Annotated in this window: 20 protein-coding genes and 1 pseudogene; 10 read left to right on the top strand and 11 right to left on the bottom strand. The window is 46.4% G+C overall.

What is annotated here, in order from left to right; translation table 11 throughout:
* Window positions 1-1,401, bottom strand: a complete 1,401-nt coding sequence (gene lacG, locus L3V45_RS05960; protein WP_025851873.1) for a 6-phospho-beta-galactosidase — start codon at window positions 1,399-1,401, stop codon at window positions 1-3.
* Between the two features lie 252 nt (window positions 1,402-1,653).
* Here lacG and L3V45_RS05965 point away from each other — a divergent pair, with 252 nt between their 5' ends.
* Window positions 1,654-2,415 carry a DeoR/GlpR family DNA-binding transcription regulator gene (locus tag L3V45_RS05965; RefSeq protein ID WP_003154937.1) on the top strand — a complete coding sequence of 254 codons (762 nt, stop codon included), beginning with the start codon at window positions 1,654-1,656 and terminating at the stop codon, window positions 2,413-2,415.
* Between the two features lie 17 nt (window positions 2,416-2,432).
* Window positions 2,433-3,116, top strand: coding sequence for an HAD family hydrolase (locus L3V45_RS05970; RefSeq protein WP_046559501.1), 684 nt, complete (start codon window positions 2,433-2,435; stop codon window positions 3,114-3,116).
* A 188-nt stretch (window positions 3,117-3,304) separates the two neighbouring features.
* Here L3V45_RS05970 and L3V45_RS05975 read toward each other — a convergent pair whose 3' ends face one another.
* Window positions 3,305-3,652, bottom strand: a complete 348-nt coding sequence (locus L3V45_RS05975; RefSeq protein ID WP_015388376.1) for a DUF3147 family protein — start codon at window positions 3,650-3,652, stop codon at window positions 3,305-3,307.
* On the bottom strand, window positions 3,636-4,061 hold the full coding sequence (locus L3V45_RS05980) for a MarR family winged helix-turn-helix transcriptional regulator (RefSeq protein WP_015388375.1): 426 nt from the start codon (window positions 4,059-4,061) through the stop codon (window positions 3,636-3,638). The genes L3V45_RS05975 and L3V45_RS05980 overlap by 17 nt, the downstream gene beginning before the upstream one ends.
* Window positions 4,062-4,422: 361 nt before the next feature.
* On the opposite strand from L3V45_RS05980, the pseudogene L3V45_RS19640 reads away from it, so the two are divergent.
* Window positions 4,423-4,819, top strand: a pseudogene (locus L3V45_RS19640) (MgtC/SapB family protein); the annotation flags it as partial.
* 283 nt (window positions 4,820-5,102) lie between these two features.
* Here the strand turns inward: L3V45_RS19640 and L3V45_RS19645 are convergent.
* From L3V45_RS19645 to L3V45_RS06000, 4 genes are all read right to left on the bottom strand, one after another.
* On the bottom strand, window positions 5,103-5,285 hold the full coding sequence (locus L3V45_RS19645; RefSeq protein WP_071543315.1) for a hypothetical protein: 183 nt from the start codon (window positions 5,283-5,285) through the stop codon (window positions 5,103-5,105).
* 112 nt (window positions 5,286-5,397) lie between these two features.
* A complete protein-coding gene (locus L3V45_RS05990; protein WP_069013283.1) occupies window positions 5,398-5,571 on the bottom strand; it encodes a YjfB family protein in 174 nt (57 codons plus the stop codon).
* Window positions 5,572-5,614: 43 nt separating this feature from the next.
* On the bottom strand, window positions 5,615-6,016 hold the full coding sequence (locus L3V45_RS05995) for a ribosomal maturation YjgA family protein (protein WP_236837290.1): 402 nt from the start codon (window positions 6,014-6,016) through the stop codon (window positions 5,615-5,617).
* Window positions 6,017-6,113: 97 nt separating this feature from the next.
* Window positions 6,114-6,683: a YjgB family protein gene (locus L3V45_RS06000; protein WP_069473347.1), complete on the bottom strand. Its 570-nt coding sequence runs from the start codon at window positions 6,681-6,683 to the stop codon at window positions 6,114-6,116.
* Between the two features lie 121 nt (window positions 6,684-6,804).
* On the opposite strand from L3V45_RS06000, the gene fdhF reads away from it, so the two are divergent.
* From fdhF to L3V45_RS06020, 4 genes are all read left to right on the top strand, one after another.
* The gene (gene fdhF / locus L3V45_RS06005) at window positions 6,805-9,762 is read left to right on the top strand and encodes a formate dehydrogenase subunit alpha (RefSeq protein WP_236837291.1); all 2,958 of its coding nucleotides are present in this window, start codon (window positions 6,805-6,807) and stop codon (window positions 9,760-9,762) included.
* A complete protein-coding gene (locus L3V45_RS06010) occupies window positions 9,755-10,297 on the top strand; it encodes a helical membrane plugin domain-containing protein (RefSeq protein WP_012117344.1) in 543 nt (180 codons plus the stop codon). Before fdhF ends, L3V45_RS06010 begins: the two co-directional genes overlap by 8 nt.
* Before the next feature lie 207 nt (window positions 10,298-10,504).
* Complete coding sequence (locus L3V45_RS06015) at window positions 10,505-11,725, top strand: cytochrome P450 (RefSeq protein ID WP_236837292.1); 1,221 nt, start codon at window positions 10,505-10,507, stop codon at window positions 11,723-11,725.
* Window positions 11,722-12,906: a macrolide family glycosyltransferase gene (locus tag L3V45_RS06020; protein ID WP_024085179.1), complete on the top strand. Its 1,185-nt coding sequence runs from the start codon at window positions 11,722-11,724 to the stop codon at window positions 12,904-12,906. The genes L3V45_RS06015 and L3V45_RS06020 overlap by 4 nt, the downstream gene beginning before the upstream one ends.
* 38 nt (window positions 12,907-12,944) lie before the next feature.
* Here the strand turns inward: L3V45_RS06020 and L3V45_RS06025 are convergent, their stop codons facing one another.
* Window positions 12,945-13,130 (bottom strand): DUF8096 family protein, encoded by a 186-nt coding sequence (locus L3V45_RS06025; RefSeq protein WP_003154919.1) that lies wholly within the window; start codon window positions 13,128-13,130, stop codon window positions 12,945-12,947.
* A gap of 175 nt (window positions 13,131-13,305) precedes the next feature.
* On the opposite strand from L3V45_RS06025, the gene L3V45_RS06030 reads away from it, so the two are divergent.
* On the top strand, window positions 13,306-14,124 hold the full coding sequence (locus tag L3V45_RS06030) for a uroporphyrinogen-III synthase (RefSeq protein WP_003154917.1): 819 nt from the start codon (window positions 13,306-13,308) through the stop codon (window positions 14,122-14,124).
* Window positions 14,125-14,149: 25 nt separating this feature from the next.
* Here L3V45_RS06030 and L3V45_RS06035 read toward each other — a convergent pair whose 3' ends face one another.
* The 3 genes from L3V45_RS06035 to L3V45_RS06045 are packed head-to-tail and all read right to left on the bottom strand — an operon-like array spanning window position 14,150 to window position 16,659.
* Window positions 14,150-14,911, bottom strand: coding sequence for an ABC transporter permease (locus tag L3V45_RS06035; RefSeq protein ID WP_003154915.1), 762 nt, complete (start codon window positions 14,909-14,911; stop codon window positions 14,150-14,152).
* 1 nt (window position 14,912) lies between these two features.
* On the bottom strand, window positions 14,913-15,650 hold the full coding sequence (locus L3V45_RS06040; RefSeq protein WP_236837293.1) for an ABC transporter ATP-binding protein: 738 nt from the start codon (window positions 15,648-15,650) through the stop codon (window positions 14,913-14,915).
* 25 nt (window positions 15,651-15,675) lie between these two features.
* The gene (locus tag L3V45_RS06045; RefSeq protein ID WP_063174240.1) at window positions 15,676-16,659 is read right to left on the bottom strand and encodes a DMT family transporter; all 984 of its coding nucleotides are present in this window, start codon (window positions 16,657-16,659) and stop codon (window positions 15,676-15,678) included.
* 129 nt (window positions 16,660-16,788) lie between these two features.
* Here L3V45_RS06045 and L3V45_RS06050 point away from each other — a divergent pair, with 129 nt between their 5' ends.
* Both L3V45_RS06050 and L3V45_RS06055 read left to right on the top strand, forming a co-directional pair.
* A complete protein-coding gene (locus L3V45_RS06050; protein WP_236837294.1) occupies window positions 16,789-17,286 on the top strand; it encodes a cupin domain-containing protein in 498 nt (165 codons plus the stop codon).
* Window positions 17,287-17,673: 387 nt separating this feature from the next.
* Window positions 17,674-18,090: a DUF1641 domain-containing protein gene (locus tag L3V45_RS06055; protein ID WP_003154908.1), complete on the top strand. Its 417-nt coding sequence runs from the start codon at window positions 17,674-17,676 to the stop codon at window positions 18,088-18,090.
* Window positions 18,091-18,109 lie beyond the last annotated feature (19 nt).

Below are 18,109 nucleotides of genomic sequence, written 5' to 3' on the forward strand. Positions count from 1 at the left end.
TTAAATGATTGTTTTTGTTTCACTTACAAGTTTGTACCAGTAGGCCGATTCTTTCGGATACCGTTTTTGGGTGTCGAAGTCGACGTAAAAAAGACCGTAACGTTTGTTGTAGCCGTTGGTCCATGAAAATAAATCCATTAAGGACCATAAGAAGTACCCCTTTACATTGACTCCGTCGGTAATCGCTTTACTGACGGCTTCTAAATATACTTTTAAATAGTCGATCCTTGCCTTATCCATAATGATGCCGTCTTCAAACTCATCTTTATAGCCCATGCCGTTTTCGGTAATGTAAATTTTGTTATATTGCGGATAGTCCCGTTTGATGCGCATCAGCATGTCATACATGCCTTCAGGGTAAATGAGCCAGTCCCAATCGGTCCGCTTCAGGCCTTCTTTGTAAATTCGTTCGCCGATTCCTTTTACTTTATAGACCGAAGTGCCCTTATCGCCCGTTCCGTTATGGTGAATAATGGTTTCTCCGTCGTACGCTTTGACGAAATGGCATTGATAATGATTGATGCCGAGATAATCATTGCGCGTTGAGGCTTTTTTCATCACGTCAAAGTCACTGTCTGAAAACTCGTATGAAGCGCCGTTTGCCTCACAGATTTCATCCAGAGCACGCATGGTTTCCTCAGAATAATAGCCAAGGTAGGTGGCATCGAGGAGGAATCTCACTGATAACGCGTCATCCAGAAAACAGGCGTGGCGGTCTTCTTCTGTGCCGCTGGCGGGATATTTTGTTTCCAATGAGTGGACGACCCCGATTTCTCCCGGATAACCGCCGTCTTTAAAAAGATTGACGGTCATCGCATGCGCTACCATCATGTGATGGAGGCATTGAATGACTTTTGTGATATCACTTTTAACAGATGGCGGGAAAACCCCGAGTAAATACTGGTTGGTGGCTGTGGGATAAATTTCGTTAAACGTGCTCCAATATCTGATTTCGCTGAATTCTTTAAAGCAAAACTCCGCATAGCTGACGAACGCCTCTATTGCAGCGCGGTTGAGGAAATCTCCCTGATCAAATAATCCTTTCGGTGTATCGAAATGATGCAGCGTGACAAAAGGGGTGACGTTGCGTTTATGGCACTCTGAGAAAATACGATGATAGTAATCAACACCTTCCTGATTGATTTTGCCCGTGCCGTCAGGGAAAATTCTCGTCCAGGCTATAGAAAGGCGGATGCCGTTTATTCCGAATTTTTCACATAGTTTAATATCTTCCGGAAACTGGCGGTAAAAATCACTTGCCGGATCAGGGCTGAATCTTCCCTGTTTTTCAAGAAATTCATCCCAGGCCACAGGGCCTTTGCCGCCTTCTTTTGTGGCGCCTTCCGCTTGATATGCCGCAGTCGCCCCGCCGAAAATAAAGTCATGAGGTAATTTGAGCATTACTGAATCCTCCTTCGCCAATGTGTGAATTGAAGTTTGTTAATGTTTGTAATTGTTATCTTTTGTTTAATAGTAAACGCATACATTTTTGTTGTCAATAGCTTCATAAAGAAATAACATCTGTATTTATAGAGGTTATATAAGTTTTTCGTTGTTTCGCATGTTGATTATGTTGTTTGTTAATGTTTGTTTTTGTTGACCGGATTGCCGCAGTATGTTAGATTGTGTGTAAAGTTGAGGGGATGATTGAACATGTTAAAAAAAGAGCGACTTTTAAAAATCATCGATATCGTAAACTCGCGGGGGTTTATTACGGTGAGTGATATTATCGATGAACTGGAAGTTTCTGATATGACAGTGAGAAGAGATCTGGACGAGCTGGATAAGGCCGGAAAAATCGTACGTATTCACGGAGGCGCACAGAGCATATCTTATTCCATTGATCACGAATTATCGCATAATGAAAAACTCGGTGTTCAAATGGAGGAGAAGGGGAAGATCGCGGAACTCGCAGCTTCCTACGTAAATGACGGCGATACCGTTTTTTTAGGGCCCGGCACGACGATTGAACTTTTAGCGAAACACCTGCTGCATAAGCGAATCAGGATTATCACAAACAACTATCCCGTATTTGATATTTTGAAACATGGCGACACTGCGGATACCATCCTGATTGGCGGCGACTTCCGAAAAAATACCGGTGCCTTCGTCGGCCCCATCGTGAACGGCAATCTGCAGAAATTCAATTTTACGAAGGCTTTCATCAGCGCCAACGGCATACATAATGATGAGATTTCTTCTTACAGCATTGAAGAAGGGGAAGCTCACCAAATCGCGCTGAATAATTCGCGGACGAAATTTTTGCTGGCGGATAATAAAAAATTTAACCGGGAAGATTTTTACGTGTTCTATAACTTGCACGATATGGACTATCTGATTACGGATGATAAAGTCATGAAAGATGTTCAAATTCATTACGAGCAATATGTAGATGTCAAAATCGCAAAAAAATAAAAAAGGCGGGCGGTTCGATGAAAGGGGTTATTTTTGATTTCAACGGCACGATGTTTCAAGATTCGCATCTGCACGAAAAAGCATGGTTTTTCATGGTGAAAAAATACGCGCCGAAAACCATTTCTGATGATGACATTTTCGTTAACATTCACGGGAGAACAAACAGTGAAATCCTGACGTATTTTATTTCCGGCGATTTAACAAATGAAGAAATCAAGAAGCTGTCTTTTGAAAAAGAAGCTTACTACAGAGAATTATGCCTTGAAAACAAAGACGAATTAAAGCTGACGAAGGGACTGACCGGCGTATTGAATCATCTGAAAAAATCTAAAACGCCGATGACCATCGCTACGGCTACGGTAAAGGAAAATGTCGAGTTTTACTTTGACGTCTTTCATTTGGATCAGTGGTTTGATTTTGACAAAGTCACGTTTGATGACGGGAGCTTCCCCGGAAAACCGGCGCCGGATATTTTTCTCATCGCATCGGAAAAGTTAGGCCTCAGACCTGAAGAATGCTTGGTCATTGAAGATGCCTTTTCGGGGCTCACAGCGGCGAAAAAAGCAGGTGCGGGCAAGATTATGGCCATTGACCCGCACGGAAAAAACCGCGCGCTATTTGAAGAAAAACAGCTGGCGGGTGACGGGATACTGACAGATTTCACCTCGTTTTTTGAGGTGATTGCCGGACATTCTGTTTGAGAGATCAGCCGGTTTTCACACGGGTATGGCCGTAGAGATGCGGACTCCGTTCGCAACACGGGATGTTTTTGTGTTTGGCGCTTCTCGTGAAGAAAGGAGTTTCGCTTTTTATTCGGAGTCACTTTTAAGACAGGGATATCCCTGTCTTTTTAATTCTTCGTATTTCTTCCAAAGAAGCGCTAAGGTGCCTATTGCTGACTGTTTATATGTTTCACGATAAAATCCTGAGCATACAAGAAAACCAGCCATCCTGTAAGTCCAAGCCCTGATGCGGCAATGAAAGACAGTGAATGGCGAAGGGCGATGCCGATAATGACCAGCATAATGACTGTAGAGGGGATGCCGGAAGCCACGCTGAATGCAAAATGACTTAATGTCTCCTTCGTTTCGCCTTGGATGTACAGCCAAATCATGCTCAGCATACTGACAATTGGTAAAGCCGCTATAATACCTCCATAACTCGGGCTTCTTCTTGATATTTCAGTGATAACCCCAATAATAGCAGCGGAGACAATGATTTTAACGATCGTAAACATCTTCAGCACGCTCCTTCATCAAACTGAATGCTTTTAAGACAAGTGTTCGTTCTTCATTATTCATGTTGTCAAAAAGAAGCTGTTTAAGCTTTTCTTCATCAAGACCGGAATGCCGGTAAAGGACATCCGCCCCCAAACTGGTAAGTTTTAAAATGACTTTCCTCTCATCTTCAACATTTCTGGTTTTATAAACATACTTTTTCTTCAGTAACCGCTTTATATGTTCCGAAGCAGTATTATGCGATACTTGAATCGCTTCGGCAATGTCTTTTATTCCGACTGCCTTCTCTTTTTGAATGACTTGCAGAATCCGTACACCTTGGTGAGTGATTTTTTCATGGTGCTGATAACGGAGCCGGTAGTAAATATCTGTCCAGAGGTCATTTAATCGTATTATTTCGTTAGACATCATCATCCACCTTCTATCGTTTATTAAGATTACATCTTATATTACGATATATTTTCGCAGATTGAAAGCAATTTTGAGCATGAGGGAGCGGCATTCGTTCTGTTTTTAGAAGATTGGAAGAGACAAGCGGCCGCAGCTTCAACGAATAAACTTATTTAATATACTCTCAATAAGTCATTTTCCTTATTTTAAGAAACGGCAGCTTAATACCTTCCGCATATAAATAAGAGCACTGACAATATGATAAAGAACCAAAGTATATATTCAAATGCAGTTTTTTTCAGCAGGGCAGTCCTGTGCTGATTGAAAAAGATACGGGGGATAAAAAGCGGGTAAGAAGATAAGGAAAGGAGAGAGACGGATGGAACTTGATTTTGTGATTCGTCTGGCGGTTGCGGGTCTGCTTGGGGCTCTTATTGGATTGGAGAGAGAATTCAGGGCAAAGGAAGCCGGTTTGAGGACGCATTTTTTAGTGGCCGTCGGCAGCGCCTTGATGATGATCGTTTCCAAATACGGCTTTTTTGATTTGTTATCCAACAGCCATACGTCCTTTGATCCGAGCCGGGTGGCGGCGCAGGTCGTCAGCGGCGTCGGATTTTTAGGAGCCGGCACGATTATTTTGCAGCGGCATGTCGTGCGGGGGCTTACGACGGCCGCGGGGATTTGGGCTACGTCGGGGATCGGGCTGACGATCGGGGCAGGTATGTATGTCATCGGCATCAGCGGCACGATTTTGGCGTTAATCGGGCTTGAACTGTTAAATTTTCTGTTTAAACCGGCGGCGCATTCTTTGTCTGTCAGTTTCAGGATTGAAGAGAAAGCCGTCATGCATGATATTTTAACTTCTCTTGAGGAAAAAGGAATTCTGATTACGTCCTATGAATTGAATAAGGCGGTGCTTGAAGTGAAGGGAAGGGTGAAAAGCAAAAGCGGGAAAGCAGCGGTAATGGAGAAAGTTCAAGCCCTCCCGTATATCCTGTCGGTCAAAGTTGAATAGCAGACAGGGGAAGCCTCCTGTCTGCAGTCATTTCTTTTCAAACATTAATACCAAGGATAGAACGGGATATACGGCCGCGGATAGTATGGGTATGGTCTAGGGTAATAATAAGGCGGCCGCGGATAGTATGGATATGGTCTGGGGTAATAATAAGGCGGCCGCGGATAATGATATGGCACCCGTTCGTGGCTCTCGGCTGTGTATTCATGATCGAAAGGATCGTACAAGAGGAAAACCTCCTTTTCAAATGTTGGTTCCGTTTACCTTATTCCTGTATGCCCGGTACGGTGTATGTACAATGGGCAAAAAAAAGACGCCGGTTATCATCCGGCATCTTTTTTACACTTTCACATCAATTGAATGTCCGGCAGTCGGGTGCTGGGACGGCAGCATTTTCACTGTTTCTTCCGCCGCAGCCTGTGCATGCTGCAGGACCGTTTTTGTTAAAGCGATATTTACATTCTGCGCCAGAGATGCCTGATGCATTGCGATTGATAACGCAGGGATATCCATAGCTTCCACCTCCTTATCCGTTCATATCGGCGGCGTGCTCCGATTATGAAGAGGGCTGGCGGTTTCTTTTTACGGCCCATTCTAGAAGTGCGGTAGCGCATACCCCGAGGGTATAGGCAAAAATGTCACTCCAGACAAATTGCCAGCCGAGGATCAGCCCGCCGAGCGTGCTGCTTCTGACCGCGTCAATCCACGGCGCGTGATACAGCTGGCTGCATTCAATCAGACAGCAAAACGAGAGGCTCAAAATTGCGGCTGTTTCCGTCCGGATGTGCCGAAATAAAAGCCCGAATCCTGTAAAAATCATTGCCGCCCACAAGGCATCTCCTAAATAAGCGTTTATGATGCCGGGCAATAGGGCGGTGATGTATGCGGTTCTGGACAGCAAACCGAGGGCGATGATAAAAACGGTACATATTCCGTATGTCAATGGATGTCTATTCACTTCACACTGTTCCCCTTTTTTTGTACTCCCATGTATTGTAAGGAACGACGGAGAAGCTGTCTATGAAAAAAACGGCCCGGGAGGCCGCTTTTTTGCGTTATCTGGCTTTTAGGTTGACATGATCTGCTCTTTGATCACTGCCGATGACGAAGCGGAGCTCATACTGCCCCGTATGGTAGACGTAATCTGTTTCGCCCGTTTCTGGCACTGTCAGGATTTTGTCAGCGCTGCCGATTTGTTTGCTTAAGACGTCAGGTGTGACGCTGCCGAGGTTTAAGCGCCGCTCGACCCCCGTTCCGAAATAGCGTATTTCCGAGATTTTTCCGTTTTTATGATAGGAAAATCCATACCCGGGGTTTCCCATGTTCCAGCTGTATAAATCAAATGGATTGCGGCTGTCTGCTTTTTGTTCCGGCTCGCCGATTTTATTGTAAACGTCCTGTCTTGTGCTTTGGTTGATTTTCAGGCCTTTCACATTTTGCGGCATTTCCCCTTTAAATGCCGATTGGTAAAGGCTGTTCACCAGTTCTTGTGCACGCTGGTTTTCCGTTTTTGAAGCGGCTGCGGCATGGACGGGCTGTGTATCCGAAAATGCTTCTGCTCCGAAAGCGCATCCCGTGAGGATCACTGCCGATAATCCCGTGACGAGTGTTTTTTTCTTCAACATGTGAACGCCTCCTTTTTACCGCTCATACCCGTATGTTTCCTGAGATAAACGAGATGTTTTAGTGAAAGGCCGGTTGGGAATCATAGAGGATGTATAGAGGGGTACAGAAAGGGGAAAGAAAATGGCTGATACAAAGAAAGTTACAATCAATGGGGTTGAAATGGAAGCGCCGGACGGCCAAACCGTTTTGCAGCTTTTGAACAATAGTTCAATTGACGTGCCGCACGTGTGTTATCACCCGAGTCTCGGGCCGATTGAAACGTGCGATACCTGTATCGTCAATGTTAACGGGGAACTGGTGCGTTCGTGTTCCGCGCAAATAAAGGACGGAGATGTCATTGATACGCTATCGTCCGATGTAAAAAAAGCGCAGGTTATCGGCATGGACAACATTTTGCACAACCATGAATTGTACTGTACGGTCTGTGATTACAACAATGGGAGCTGCGAAATACATAATACCGTAAAGGAAATGAAAATCAATCATCAAAGCATTCCGTTCGATCAAAAACCGTATCCTAAAGATGAATCAAATCCGTTTTACCGATATGATCCCGATCAGTGCATTTTGTGCGGACGCTGCGTCGAAGCCTGTCAGGACGTACAGGTAACCGAAACCTTAAGCATTGATTGGGAGCGGAAACGCCCGCGGGTCATTTGGGATCAGGATGTGCCGATCAATGAATCATCATGTGTTTCCTGCGGACATTGTTCGACGGTATGTCCGTGCAATGCCATGATGGAAAAAGGCATGGAAGGCGAAGCTGGGTATTTAACAGGCATCAGCCAAGAGACGCTTCGGCCGATGATTGACATCACAAAAGGCGTCGAAACCGGATACGGATCAATTTTAGCCATATCGGATATGGAATCGGCCATGCGGGATGAAAGAATCAAAAAAACGAAAACCGTATGCACATACTGCGGTGTCGGCTGCAGTTTTGATATATGGACGAAAGGAAGAGACATTTTAAAGGTCGAGCCTCAGGCTGAGGCGCCCGCAAATGGAATTTCGACGTGTGTGAAAGGGAAATTCGGCTGGGATTTCGTCAATAGTGAAAAGCGCCTTACCAAACCGCTTATCCGGGAAGGAGACTCGTTTCGGGAGGCGGAATGGGATGAAGCGCTGCAGCTGATCGCTGATAAATTTACCGATATAAAAGAACATTTCGGCCCGGACACGCTTGCGTTTATCACATCTTCCAAATGCACGAATGAAGAATCATACGTGATGCAGAAGCTTGCAAGAGCCGTTATCGGAACAAATAATGTCGACAACTGCTCACGCTACTGCCAGTCTCCCGCCACGGCCGGATTGTTCAGAACGGTCGGATACGGCGGTGATTCAGGGTCGATTACAGATATAGAAAAAGCTGAGCTCGTGCTGATTATCGGTTCAAATACATCTGAGTCTCACCCCGTCCTGTCCACACGCATTAAACGTTCTCATAAACTGCACGGACAGAAGCTCGTCGTTGCTGACTTGCGAAAACATGAAATGGCCGAGCGCTCCGACGTGTTTTTCCAACCGCGTGCCGGATCAGATATTGTCTGGCTGAATGCCGTATCGAAATATCTGCTTGATCACGATTTGGCGGATACTGCATTTCTGAAGGAGAGAGTGAACGGATTAAATGAATTCGTGAAAAGCCTTGAACCTTATACGATGGAATATGCGGAAAAACATACCGGTGTGGACAAGGATACCTTAATCAAAGTGGCCCGGATGATTCATGAAGCCAAAAGCGTATGCGCACTGTGGGCGATGGGGGTCACCCAGCATATCGGAGGAAGTGATACGAGCACGGCCATTTCCAACATGCTTCTTGTGACCGGAAATTACGGCAAGCCCGGCGCAGGCTCATATCCGCTTCGGGGCCATAATAACGTGCAGGGAGCCAGTGATTTCGGCAGTATGCCTGACAGCTTCCCCGGCTATGAAAAAGTAACGGATGAAAAAGCCCGCAAAAAGTATGAACAGGGCTGGGGAACAGACCTGCCGAAAGAAATCGGAATGACAAATCATGAAATGATCGAGGGCATCCACTCGGGAAAACTGAAGTGTATGTATGTAAAAGGGGAAGAAATGGGGCTTGTCGACTCCAATATCAACCATGTTCATGCCGCATTTGAAAAGCTTGATTTCTTCGTTGTGCAGGATATTTTTCTCTCGCGGACGGCCGAGTTCGCCGATGTGGTGCTCCCGGCAAGCCCGAGCCTTGAAAAAGAAGGGACGTTTACGAATACGGAACGGAGGGTGCAGCGCCTTTACGAAGTGTTTGAACCGCTGGGCGATTCAAAGCCTGATTGGCAGATCATTACGGACATCGCCAACCGGCTGGGCGCTGATTGGCGCTATGAACATCCGGCAGACATTATGGAAGAAGCGGCAATGCTTTCGCCGCTCTACGCAGGCGTCACTTACGAACGTCTCGAAGGCTACAATTCACTGCAATGGCCGGTAGCAGCGGACGGAACCGATTCACCGCTTTTATTTACGGACAAGTTTCCGTTTTCAGACGGCAAAGCGATTCTATATCCCGTTCAGTGGACCGAGCCGAAAGAATTTGATGAAGAATATGATATCCATGTGAATAACGGGCGGCTGCTCGAGCATTTTCACGAAGGAAATCTGACTTACCGATCAAAAGGAATATCCGAAAAAACACCGAGTGTGTTCCTTGAGGTCTCGCCCGAACTCGCCGAAGAAAGAGGGCTGGAAGACGGAACGCTTGTCCGTCTGACATCACCGTACGGAAATGTGAAAGTCAAATGCGTCATCACAGACAGGGTAAAAGGCAAACAAGTCTATCTCCCGATGAACGATTCAAAAGACGCCGCCATTAACCTTTTGACAAGCAGCTATGCGGATAAGGATACCGATACACCGGCATATAAAGAAACATCAGCGAAGATGGAGATTTTGAAAAAAGAAGGCGTTAATCCGCTTCCGAAAATCAATTTCCGTTACGGAAACCCGCAGCCGCAGATCGGTGTCCGGGTTGATCGGAAATGGGCGCGTCAAGATTATGTATTTCCGGGAGACGCCGTAAAAAGGGGGAAACAGCAGAATGGCTAAAGCAATCAGCGGCATCCGAAAACAGACCGTCACAGAAGAAGACAAACGAAAAAAGGACTTAGAAGAGATCGAGACGGCTCTTTTACGAAATAAAGACGCGATTTTGGAATCTCTGCACATTCTTCAGCACATGAACGAGCGCGGCGTTTTGGCGCTTCTGCGCGGGCTCTTCGGCCAAGGAGACAAAGTGATGGATATCCTCGTGAAGAAGGCGAATACGCCCGAAACGGCCAATATGCTGAAAAATCTCCTGCTGTTAAGCGGCGTTCTCGGCATGCTCGATGTAAAACAGCTTGAGCCGTTTATCGTTAAAATCAATGCGGGCGTCACAAAGGCCGTCGAAGAAAAAGACAGCGGCAGGAAGACAGGGTATTTTGATATCGTCCGCGCTTTAAAAGACCCGGAAATCAACAAGGCCGTCACTCTGCTGTTTTCTTTCCTGAAAGGCATGGGCGCTGATACGGACGATATGGAAAGAAATACGCAGCCTCCTGAAGACCAAAAGCAGCATCAGAAACCGCAGACGAATGAGTGAACATTTCTCCCGAGCCTGGCTGAAGGCTCGGGTTTTTTGTGCGCTTCTGCTGTTTTCTTGGGAGAAATTTCACCTCCGGATTCATGACTTTTGTTGTGTTATGTTAATAGTTAAGGTTATGAATAGAAAAAAATTGAAAATATGTGCTAGGATAAAATTCAAGGTACGTCAACTATTCAAATATGAAACAATCAGGAGTGATGTAACATGAGTAAGCTGAGGAGCACGAGACAAGCCATCCAAAGAACCCTGATGAAAGGAAAAAACGGCCTGGACGTATACAACCCTTTTCCTTGGTATGAAAAAATGAGACGGGAAAGCCCTATATACTTTGATGAAGAAACGAAGGTTTGGAGTGTGTTTTTATACGATGATGTCAAAAAAGTCATCAGTGATAAAGAGACGTTCTCAAGCCGCATGACTGATGTGAAAAGCTCGATTGCAAAGTCCATGCTGAATATGGACCCGCCGAAACATACCCAAATCAGATCTGCCGTCAATCGCGCTTTCACTCCCCGCGTCTTGAAGGAATGGGAGCCGAGAATTAAAGACATTACCGATCATCTCCTGAAACAGGCAAAGAACAAAGGGCGGATTGATATCGTTAAAGATCTCTCTTACCCTTTGCCGGTCATGGTGATTTCAGAATTATTAGGCGTTCCGTCCGAACGTATGGATCAGTTTAAAAAATGGTCGGATATTCTCGTCAGCATGCCGAAAGATGCGAGTCCTGAAGCGGCGGAGAAAAATCAGCAGGAACGTGACCAATGTGAGGCGGAGCTGGCGGCGTTTTTTACGGAAATAATAGAAAGCAAACGAAAACAGCCCGGCCAAGACATTATTTCTATTTTGATAAAAGAGGAAGAAGAGGGGGAGAAGCTCACGCCAGAAGATCTGATCCCGTTTTGCAACCTGCTTTTAGTGGCGGGAAATGAAACAACGACTAATCTCATTTCAAATGCGGTTTACAGCATATTAGAGACGCCCGGCCTTTATGAAGAGCTGAGACAGGACCCTTCTCTCATCGCGCAAACGGTGGAAGAAACGCTGCGTTTTCGCGCTCCCGCTCCGTTTGTCAGAAGGACGGTCCGGCACGACACTGAACTGCGCGGGCGCCGCTTGAAAAGCGGAGAGATCGTTCTCTGCTACGTTGCATCTGCCAACCGTGATGAAAACAAATTTGAGAAGGCGGGCGTATTTGATATCCATCGCCAATCGAATCCGCACCTTTCCTTCGGATTCGGCGTACACTTCTGCTTAGGCGCTCCGCTTGCCAGACTTGAAGCGGAAGCCGCACTGAAAGGAATTGTAAAAGCCTTTTCACACTTTGAGCCCGTCCGGATTGAGCCGATCCGAAACAGTGTCATGTACGGGCTGGAGTCTTTAGAAGCCGAGATAAACGAAAATGAGGGAGAAGAAAAAAGATGAGAAAAACACACATCGCCATTATTAATGTAGCCGCTCACGGTCATGTCAATCCCACGCTGCCTGTAGCCGAGGAACTTGTCAATCGCGGGTATAAAGTGACATTCGCTACGACTGAGGAATTTGAAGCTTCCGTTGCCAAAACGGGTGCCATTCCCGTTTTATACCGCACAAGCATAAAGGCGGACCCGAAGACGATAAAAGAACGGGTAAACAAAAGTGACGCGTTTGTGATGTTTCTGGAAGAAGCGGTTGAAGTGCTTCCGCAGCTGGAAGAGCTGTACAAAGACGACCTTCCTGACATCGTCCTGTTTGATTTTTTAGCGCTTGCCGGAAAATTGTTTGCGGATAATGGCGGCATCCCGGCCGTAAAGTTCTGCCCGAGCTATGCAATGAATGAGTATTTTCAATTAGGAAGAGACGAAGAAACGATGGAAGCGGCCAAACAGGCGATAGAAGAATATCAGGAGAAAATTGAAAATGAACAAGTGAAACGGATGACAATGGAAGAATTTTTCATGCCTGAAAAATTGAATATCGTCTTTATGCCAAGGGCCTTTCAGCCGAAACAGGAAACCTTTGATGAACGATTCTGTTTTGCGGGTCCGTCTCTTGGGGAACGCACAAATACGGGAAGTCTGGAAATTGATGCAGCCGATGACCGTCCGCTTATGCTCATCTCACTGGGAACGGCGTTTAACGCCTGGCCTGAATTTTACCGGATGTGTATTGACGCGTTTCGGGACTCGGACTGGCGGGTTATTATGTCAGTCGGCACAACAATTGATCCGGAAAGTTTTTCGGATGTCCCCGATCACTTTATCATCCGCCAGCACGTTCCGCAGCTTGATGTGCTGGAGAAAGCAAAGCTGTTCGTATCTCACGGCGGGATGAACAGTACAATGGAGGCGATGAATGCGGGTGTTCCGCTCGTTGTCGTTCCGCAAATGCACGAACAAGAGGTCACCGCAAAGCGTGTGGATGAATTGGGGCTTGGCGTGCATCTGCCGCCGAAAGAAGTCACTGTGGCCCGTCTGCAAAAAGACGTTCAGAACGTATACGGCGATAAAAACATTCTCAGCCGCGTGAAAAGCATGCAGCAGAAAATAAAAGAAACCGGCGGCCCTAAACAGGCTGTTTGCGCCATTGAAGAATTTTTGAAAGAGGCGTCCGTCGAAAATTGATTAGGAAAACAGGCAGCACCGGACGGCTGCCTGTTTTGTTATATGTTTTTCTTCATGCCGCATCTCCGGCATTCCCTCAAAAATTTTCCGCCCTTCACTGAGCTTTTAAACAGCGTGTAGTCGCAATTGTCACATCGGCCGCTGTGAACATCAGGATATTCATTGAACTCATAAATGACCGAAGTATCGTATCCTTTTGTCTCGAACTCTTTTTTTGTTTCCATGATTGAAAGTCCCTCCGCGAATCAAATCGTTCTGCCCGGTTAATGATACAGCAACTGCACGGGGGATTCAACGGGAGCATAGCTTGATTTTCCCGGCTGATTGCGTAACAATAATAGAAATAAATGACGGCCTGCCATAGGGCGCCCGGCATCTGAAGGGAAGAAGAAAACAGCGATGGGAAAAGGATTGAACGGGAAACGGATTGCCATCGGCGGTTCGCGGAAAACAGAAGAGATCACAAAATTAATAGAAAAGCAGGGCGGAACGGCGGTCATCCGTTCCCTCCAAGGAACCGTATACCTGGCGGAGGATCAAATGGAACCCGACGTAAGAACATTTGCCGAGCAAAAAGCCGACTGGGTGATATTCACCACAGGCATCGGTACGGAAACGTTATTGTCGGTATCGGAAAAAATCGGTCTGAAAGAAGAATTTTTAGCGGCCGTTCATGAAGCGAAAATCGGCTGCAGAGGCTATAAAACATATGCGGCCTTAAAAAAGCTCGGCATCACGCCGCATGCCTCAGATGAAGACGGTACAACAAGAGGGCTGATCCGCTCCTTGGAACGATTTGACTTTAAAGATAAAAAAGTTATGATACAGCTTCATGGCGAAAAAGCGCCGGTTTTAACGGAGTTCCTTGAGAAAAACGGAGCGGAGGTATTCCCTGTTCTGCCGTATCAGCATATTCCGCCTGAAAGGGAGACGGTCGATAAACTGATGGGAGAGCTGTTAAACGGAGAGGTCGATGCCGTATGTTTTACGACAGCCATTCAAGTGCGCTCTCTCTTTGATTATGCAAAAGAAAAAGGATCCGCAAAAGAATTGCAGCAGGCATTCGAAAAACATGTGCTTGCCGCCGCAGTCGGCAAAGTGACGGCTGAAGCGATCCGGGATGAAGGGGTAAAGAGGGTCCTTGCTCCGGACATTGAGCGGATGGGAGCGATGATTATTGAATTATCCCGTTACTATGAATCTCTGACCTTGTCATAAACCACCATTCAGCAGGGAAAAAAGCTTACGCTTCCCTGCTGAATTTTTTTAATTGCCAGTGTTCCGTGAAAAGGGAAGGATATGTCAAGGCGCTGAGTATAATGCATGTAAGAAGAGCGGAGGCCATCGTTGTAAAAACGATCAGCAGCTGAAAGCGCACCGCCTGTATCGGATCAGCCCCCGCTAAAATCTGCCCCGTCATCATGCCGGGAAGCTGAACGAGACCCAATGTTTTCTGGCTTTCTAGCGTCGGGATCATACTGAGCTTCATACTGGACGTCAATATCTGCCGGACGGCCTGCTTAGGCGTTCCTCCGAGAGAGAGAATCAGCTGGATTTCTTCTTTCCGCAGGTCTGCTTCCGAACTGAGCCGGCTTAAAAACAGACTTGAGAGCACCATGGAGTTTCCGATGACCATGCCGCTTATCGGAATGACATATCTTGAAGTGAACGGAATGATGTGAAGGGTCAGTAAAAGTCCCTGCGTCACGGTTTCCGCGATTGCCAGTGTCAGAAAAACGCGCCAAAATGAGCCGATCCGCATTTTTTTCCGTTTGGCGACATTGTGCGAAGCGGCCGTGAGCATGAGAAGCACCATTAATATGATAAATATCGGGTGATCACCGCGAAAAATCAGCGACAGCACATAGCCGATGATGAGAAGCTGAATGACGGCCCTGACGGTTGCGACGATCATATCCTTTTCGACGCCGGCTTTAAAAGATTTAGACAGGAATAAAGCGATAATGACAAATATACTTGTTAGTAACAGTGAAAGATCATTCATATCAGCACCCGCTCCCTTGTAAAAGCGCCCGGGCTTTTTCGTGTTTCGGTTCCTTAAAGAACGTTTTCGTTTCCGCGGTCTCTAAAAGCCGTCCCTCAGCCATAAACCATACCGTATCGGATAATCGTTCTGCTTGTTCAAGGTTATGGGTGATCCACAGGATTGTCAGCTGTTTTTGCCGATGGAGTTTCGTAATCAGTTTCTCAATGGTGAGAACGGATGAGGGGTCGAGCGCCGAGGTGATTTCATCCAGCAGCAGGATGGACGGCAGTCCGGCGAGAGTTCGCGCTAATGAGAGTTTCTGCCGCTGACCTCCGGATAATTCTTTCGCATTCCGATCCAGAAGCCCGCGCGGAAGGTCTGTAAAATCTGCGAGCTCTTCAGGGGTATAGTGCTGCGCCCCGTGGAGTTTTTCTGCGAGCAGAAGGTTGTCCCGCACCGTGCCCCCCGTGAGGGGAGCTGATTGAAATGCAAGGCCCGCGGTTTTTCTGAGCTCCCTGATATCCCAGCGCCTTATTTCTTTTCCGAATACAAGAACTTCCCCTTCATCAGGTGTATTCATCAGATTGCAAAGTGACAGCAATGTGCTTTTTCCCGCGCCGGAAGGCCCTATCAACGCCGTGATAGAACCTTTTTGAATATGTCCGGTTACACGGCTTAGGACATCAAAGGACGTATTGTTTTGTTCAAAGCGTTTGCCGGCTGACAGAAAAGATATTGCCGGAATTTCTTCTTTCATATGGGATGACACCTTTCGTAAAAAATCAGGAACCGGTGAGATTGGCTGACGTTTGCTCCGCCGTTTTCTGGTCTGTCTGCCGGGAAGCGAATGTATGCATGACCATTCCCGCAATAATAATGAACAGTCCGGCAAATGAAAGAAGTGACGGAAACGCCGCGGATAAAAAGACGATTTCGCCGATCAGTGCAAAAAGAACCTCTCCGGACTGCGTCGCTTCAACAGCAGCGAGCTTCTGCGGCTCATTCCTCACCATATCGGTGGCGCGGAAAAATAATACTGTTGCGATAACGCCCGAGCTGAGTGCGACGATAAAGGATTGGAATGTCTGTCCCATTGAGGGAAGCCCGTCTCTATACCAGCCGAAAGCGGCGATCAAAAGCCAAAACGGAAGGCTTGCGAGCGTCATGCCGAGCACCCGCTGAAACGTATCGAGTTTTCCGCCGTATTGTTCCAGCATTTTGCGGTTGCCGAGCGGATAGGCAAACGCCGCGACGACGACCGGCGCCACGCTGAATAGTATCGTGCGGCCGGACAGAGAACCCGCATGCTGAAGCTGAATCAGCCCGGCTCCGATCAGGATGATGACGGAAGTAACCAGCGAAATCAGCGGGATCTTTTGTCTGACGGAAACCGGGCCCGCCGGTGAATTTTTTGTTTCGCAGAAAAACGGCGACAGAAGCACACCCGCGACAATTGTAATCTGCCACGTGCCGGCGATCAGCCAGCCCGGCCCATATGCCGCCGCAAACGTAATCGGGGCATAAAAAAGCACGAACCCGGTAAAACTCCACTTCAGCCAAAAAAACGGCTTTTTCCGGATTTCATGCCAGAGCGGCGCCCATTTTCCTTTCGCATAAACAATCAAAAATAAAAACGGAATCATAAAAAGAAAACGCAGGGAAGAGCTCCACATCCAGCTTCCGCCGGAAAGCTCCATCGCCCTGTTTAAAATAAATGTGACTGCAAAAAACAGAGATGCCAATATTCCGATCACGATGGCTTTCATTAAATCCCTCATTTTGACACATATTTTTTTATACTATACTATTCACCGGCAGGCTTCGCAATGGAATATGAGAAAATAGCGTTTTAATAAATGATGAATGGGAAACAGACATATACGGAGGTGAACACAATGCAAAAAGAGGATATTCAAGTGCTTTATTTCGAAGATGACGGCCGCATTCCGAATAACCCGAATCTTCCGCTTGTTATTTATAAAGCGGTATTTAATGAAGAAACGGTACAGAAAGCAGAGTCCGTCCTCAGCCGGCACGATTGGTCGAACAGCTGGACGGGCGGAGTGTTTCCGTATCATCATTTTCACAGCACCACGCACGAAGTTCTTGTCGTGGTAAAAGGAACCGCGGTTTTGAGGTTCGGCGGGGAACAAGGGGCGGACGCCGTTCTTCAAACGGGAGACGCAGCGGTCATTCCGGCCGGCACCGGACATAAAAAACTGTCGGGCAGTTCTGATTTTACCGTGATCGGGGCTTATCCGGGCGGCCGGCAGTACGATACAAAAACGGAGAAAAATGATAGAACTTCAGAAGAAATCAGCCGTGTCCCGCTCCCGGAATGTGACCCCTTTACGGGAAAATCGGGCCCGCTTTTAGAATTGTGGGAAAAATGACAGGGGAAAAGCGGACGGTCTGTAAAAAAATAGCCTAAAAGAAACGTTATTACACCCCCGCCATATAAATAATTTCATAAACGAAACAATTCACGTTCAAATTTTGTTCAAAAAGTGTTATTATATAAGAGTAAATCAAATTGGGGTTTTTTATGTTTGCTATTTTCAGAGAGGAAAAAGAAATTTTGACTTATTCAATTGTTTTTGTTGATATAAAAATAATACTGGATATGGCAAAGTGAAAAACTGGGTAGTAAACATTTATTTTTGTAAATGATTGTGCATGAATTCACAATCTTGCTTTTTCATGCTTTTCTGCATGAAGGGGGGAAAGGCTACCCTTTCCAAAAAAATCAGCATACTGCTTATAGTAAAGGAGAATCGGATATGCCAGAAACAATCGATCAAACAAATGCATCTGTCAGCCAAGGCCAACGCGATCTTATTGATCAGCTGCTAAAACCTGAAGTTCAAGAATCACTGACTGTTTTAGTGGATCAGCTTCCAAAACTGACTGAGTTAGTAAATATTTTAACGAAGTCTTATGATTTTGCACAGTCTGTAGCGACAGACGAAGTATTGAAGAGCGATACAGTGGGTGCGCTTACAGAAATTCTTGAGCCGGTGAAAGAAACAGCGAAAGAAGTTGCGGCTACTGCCATCGAAGCAAAAGACCGCGCGGATGCAAGCAATGAAACGATCGGACTTTTCGGCCTGCTGCGCATGCTGAAAGATCCTCAAGCTCAAAAGCTGTTCCGTTTTGCTAACAGCTATCTTGAAATCATGAACGAAAAACAAAAATAATCTCAGATTCAAATTGATA

The organism is Bacillus sp. R45, assembly GCF_021729365.1.
GTDB lineage: Bacteria > Bacillota > Bacilli > Bacillales > Bacillaceae > Bacillus > Bacillus velezensis.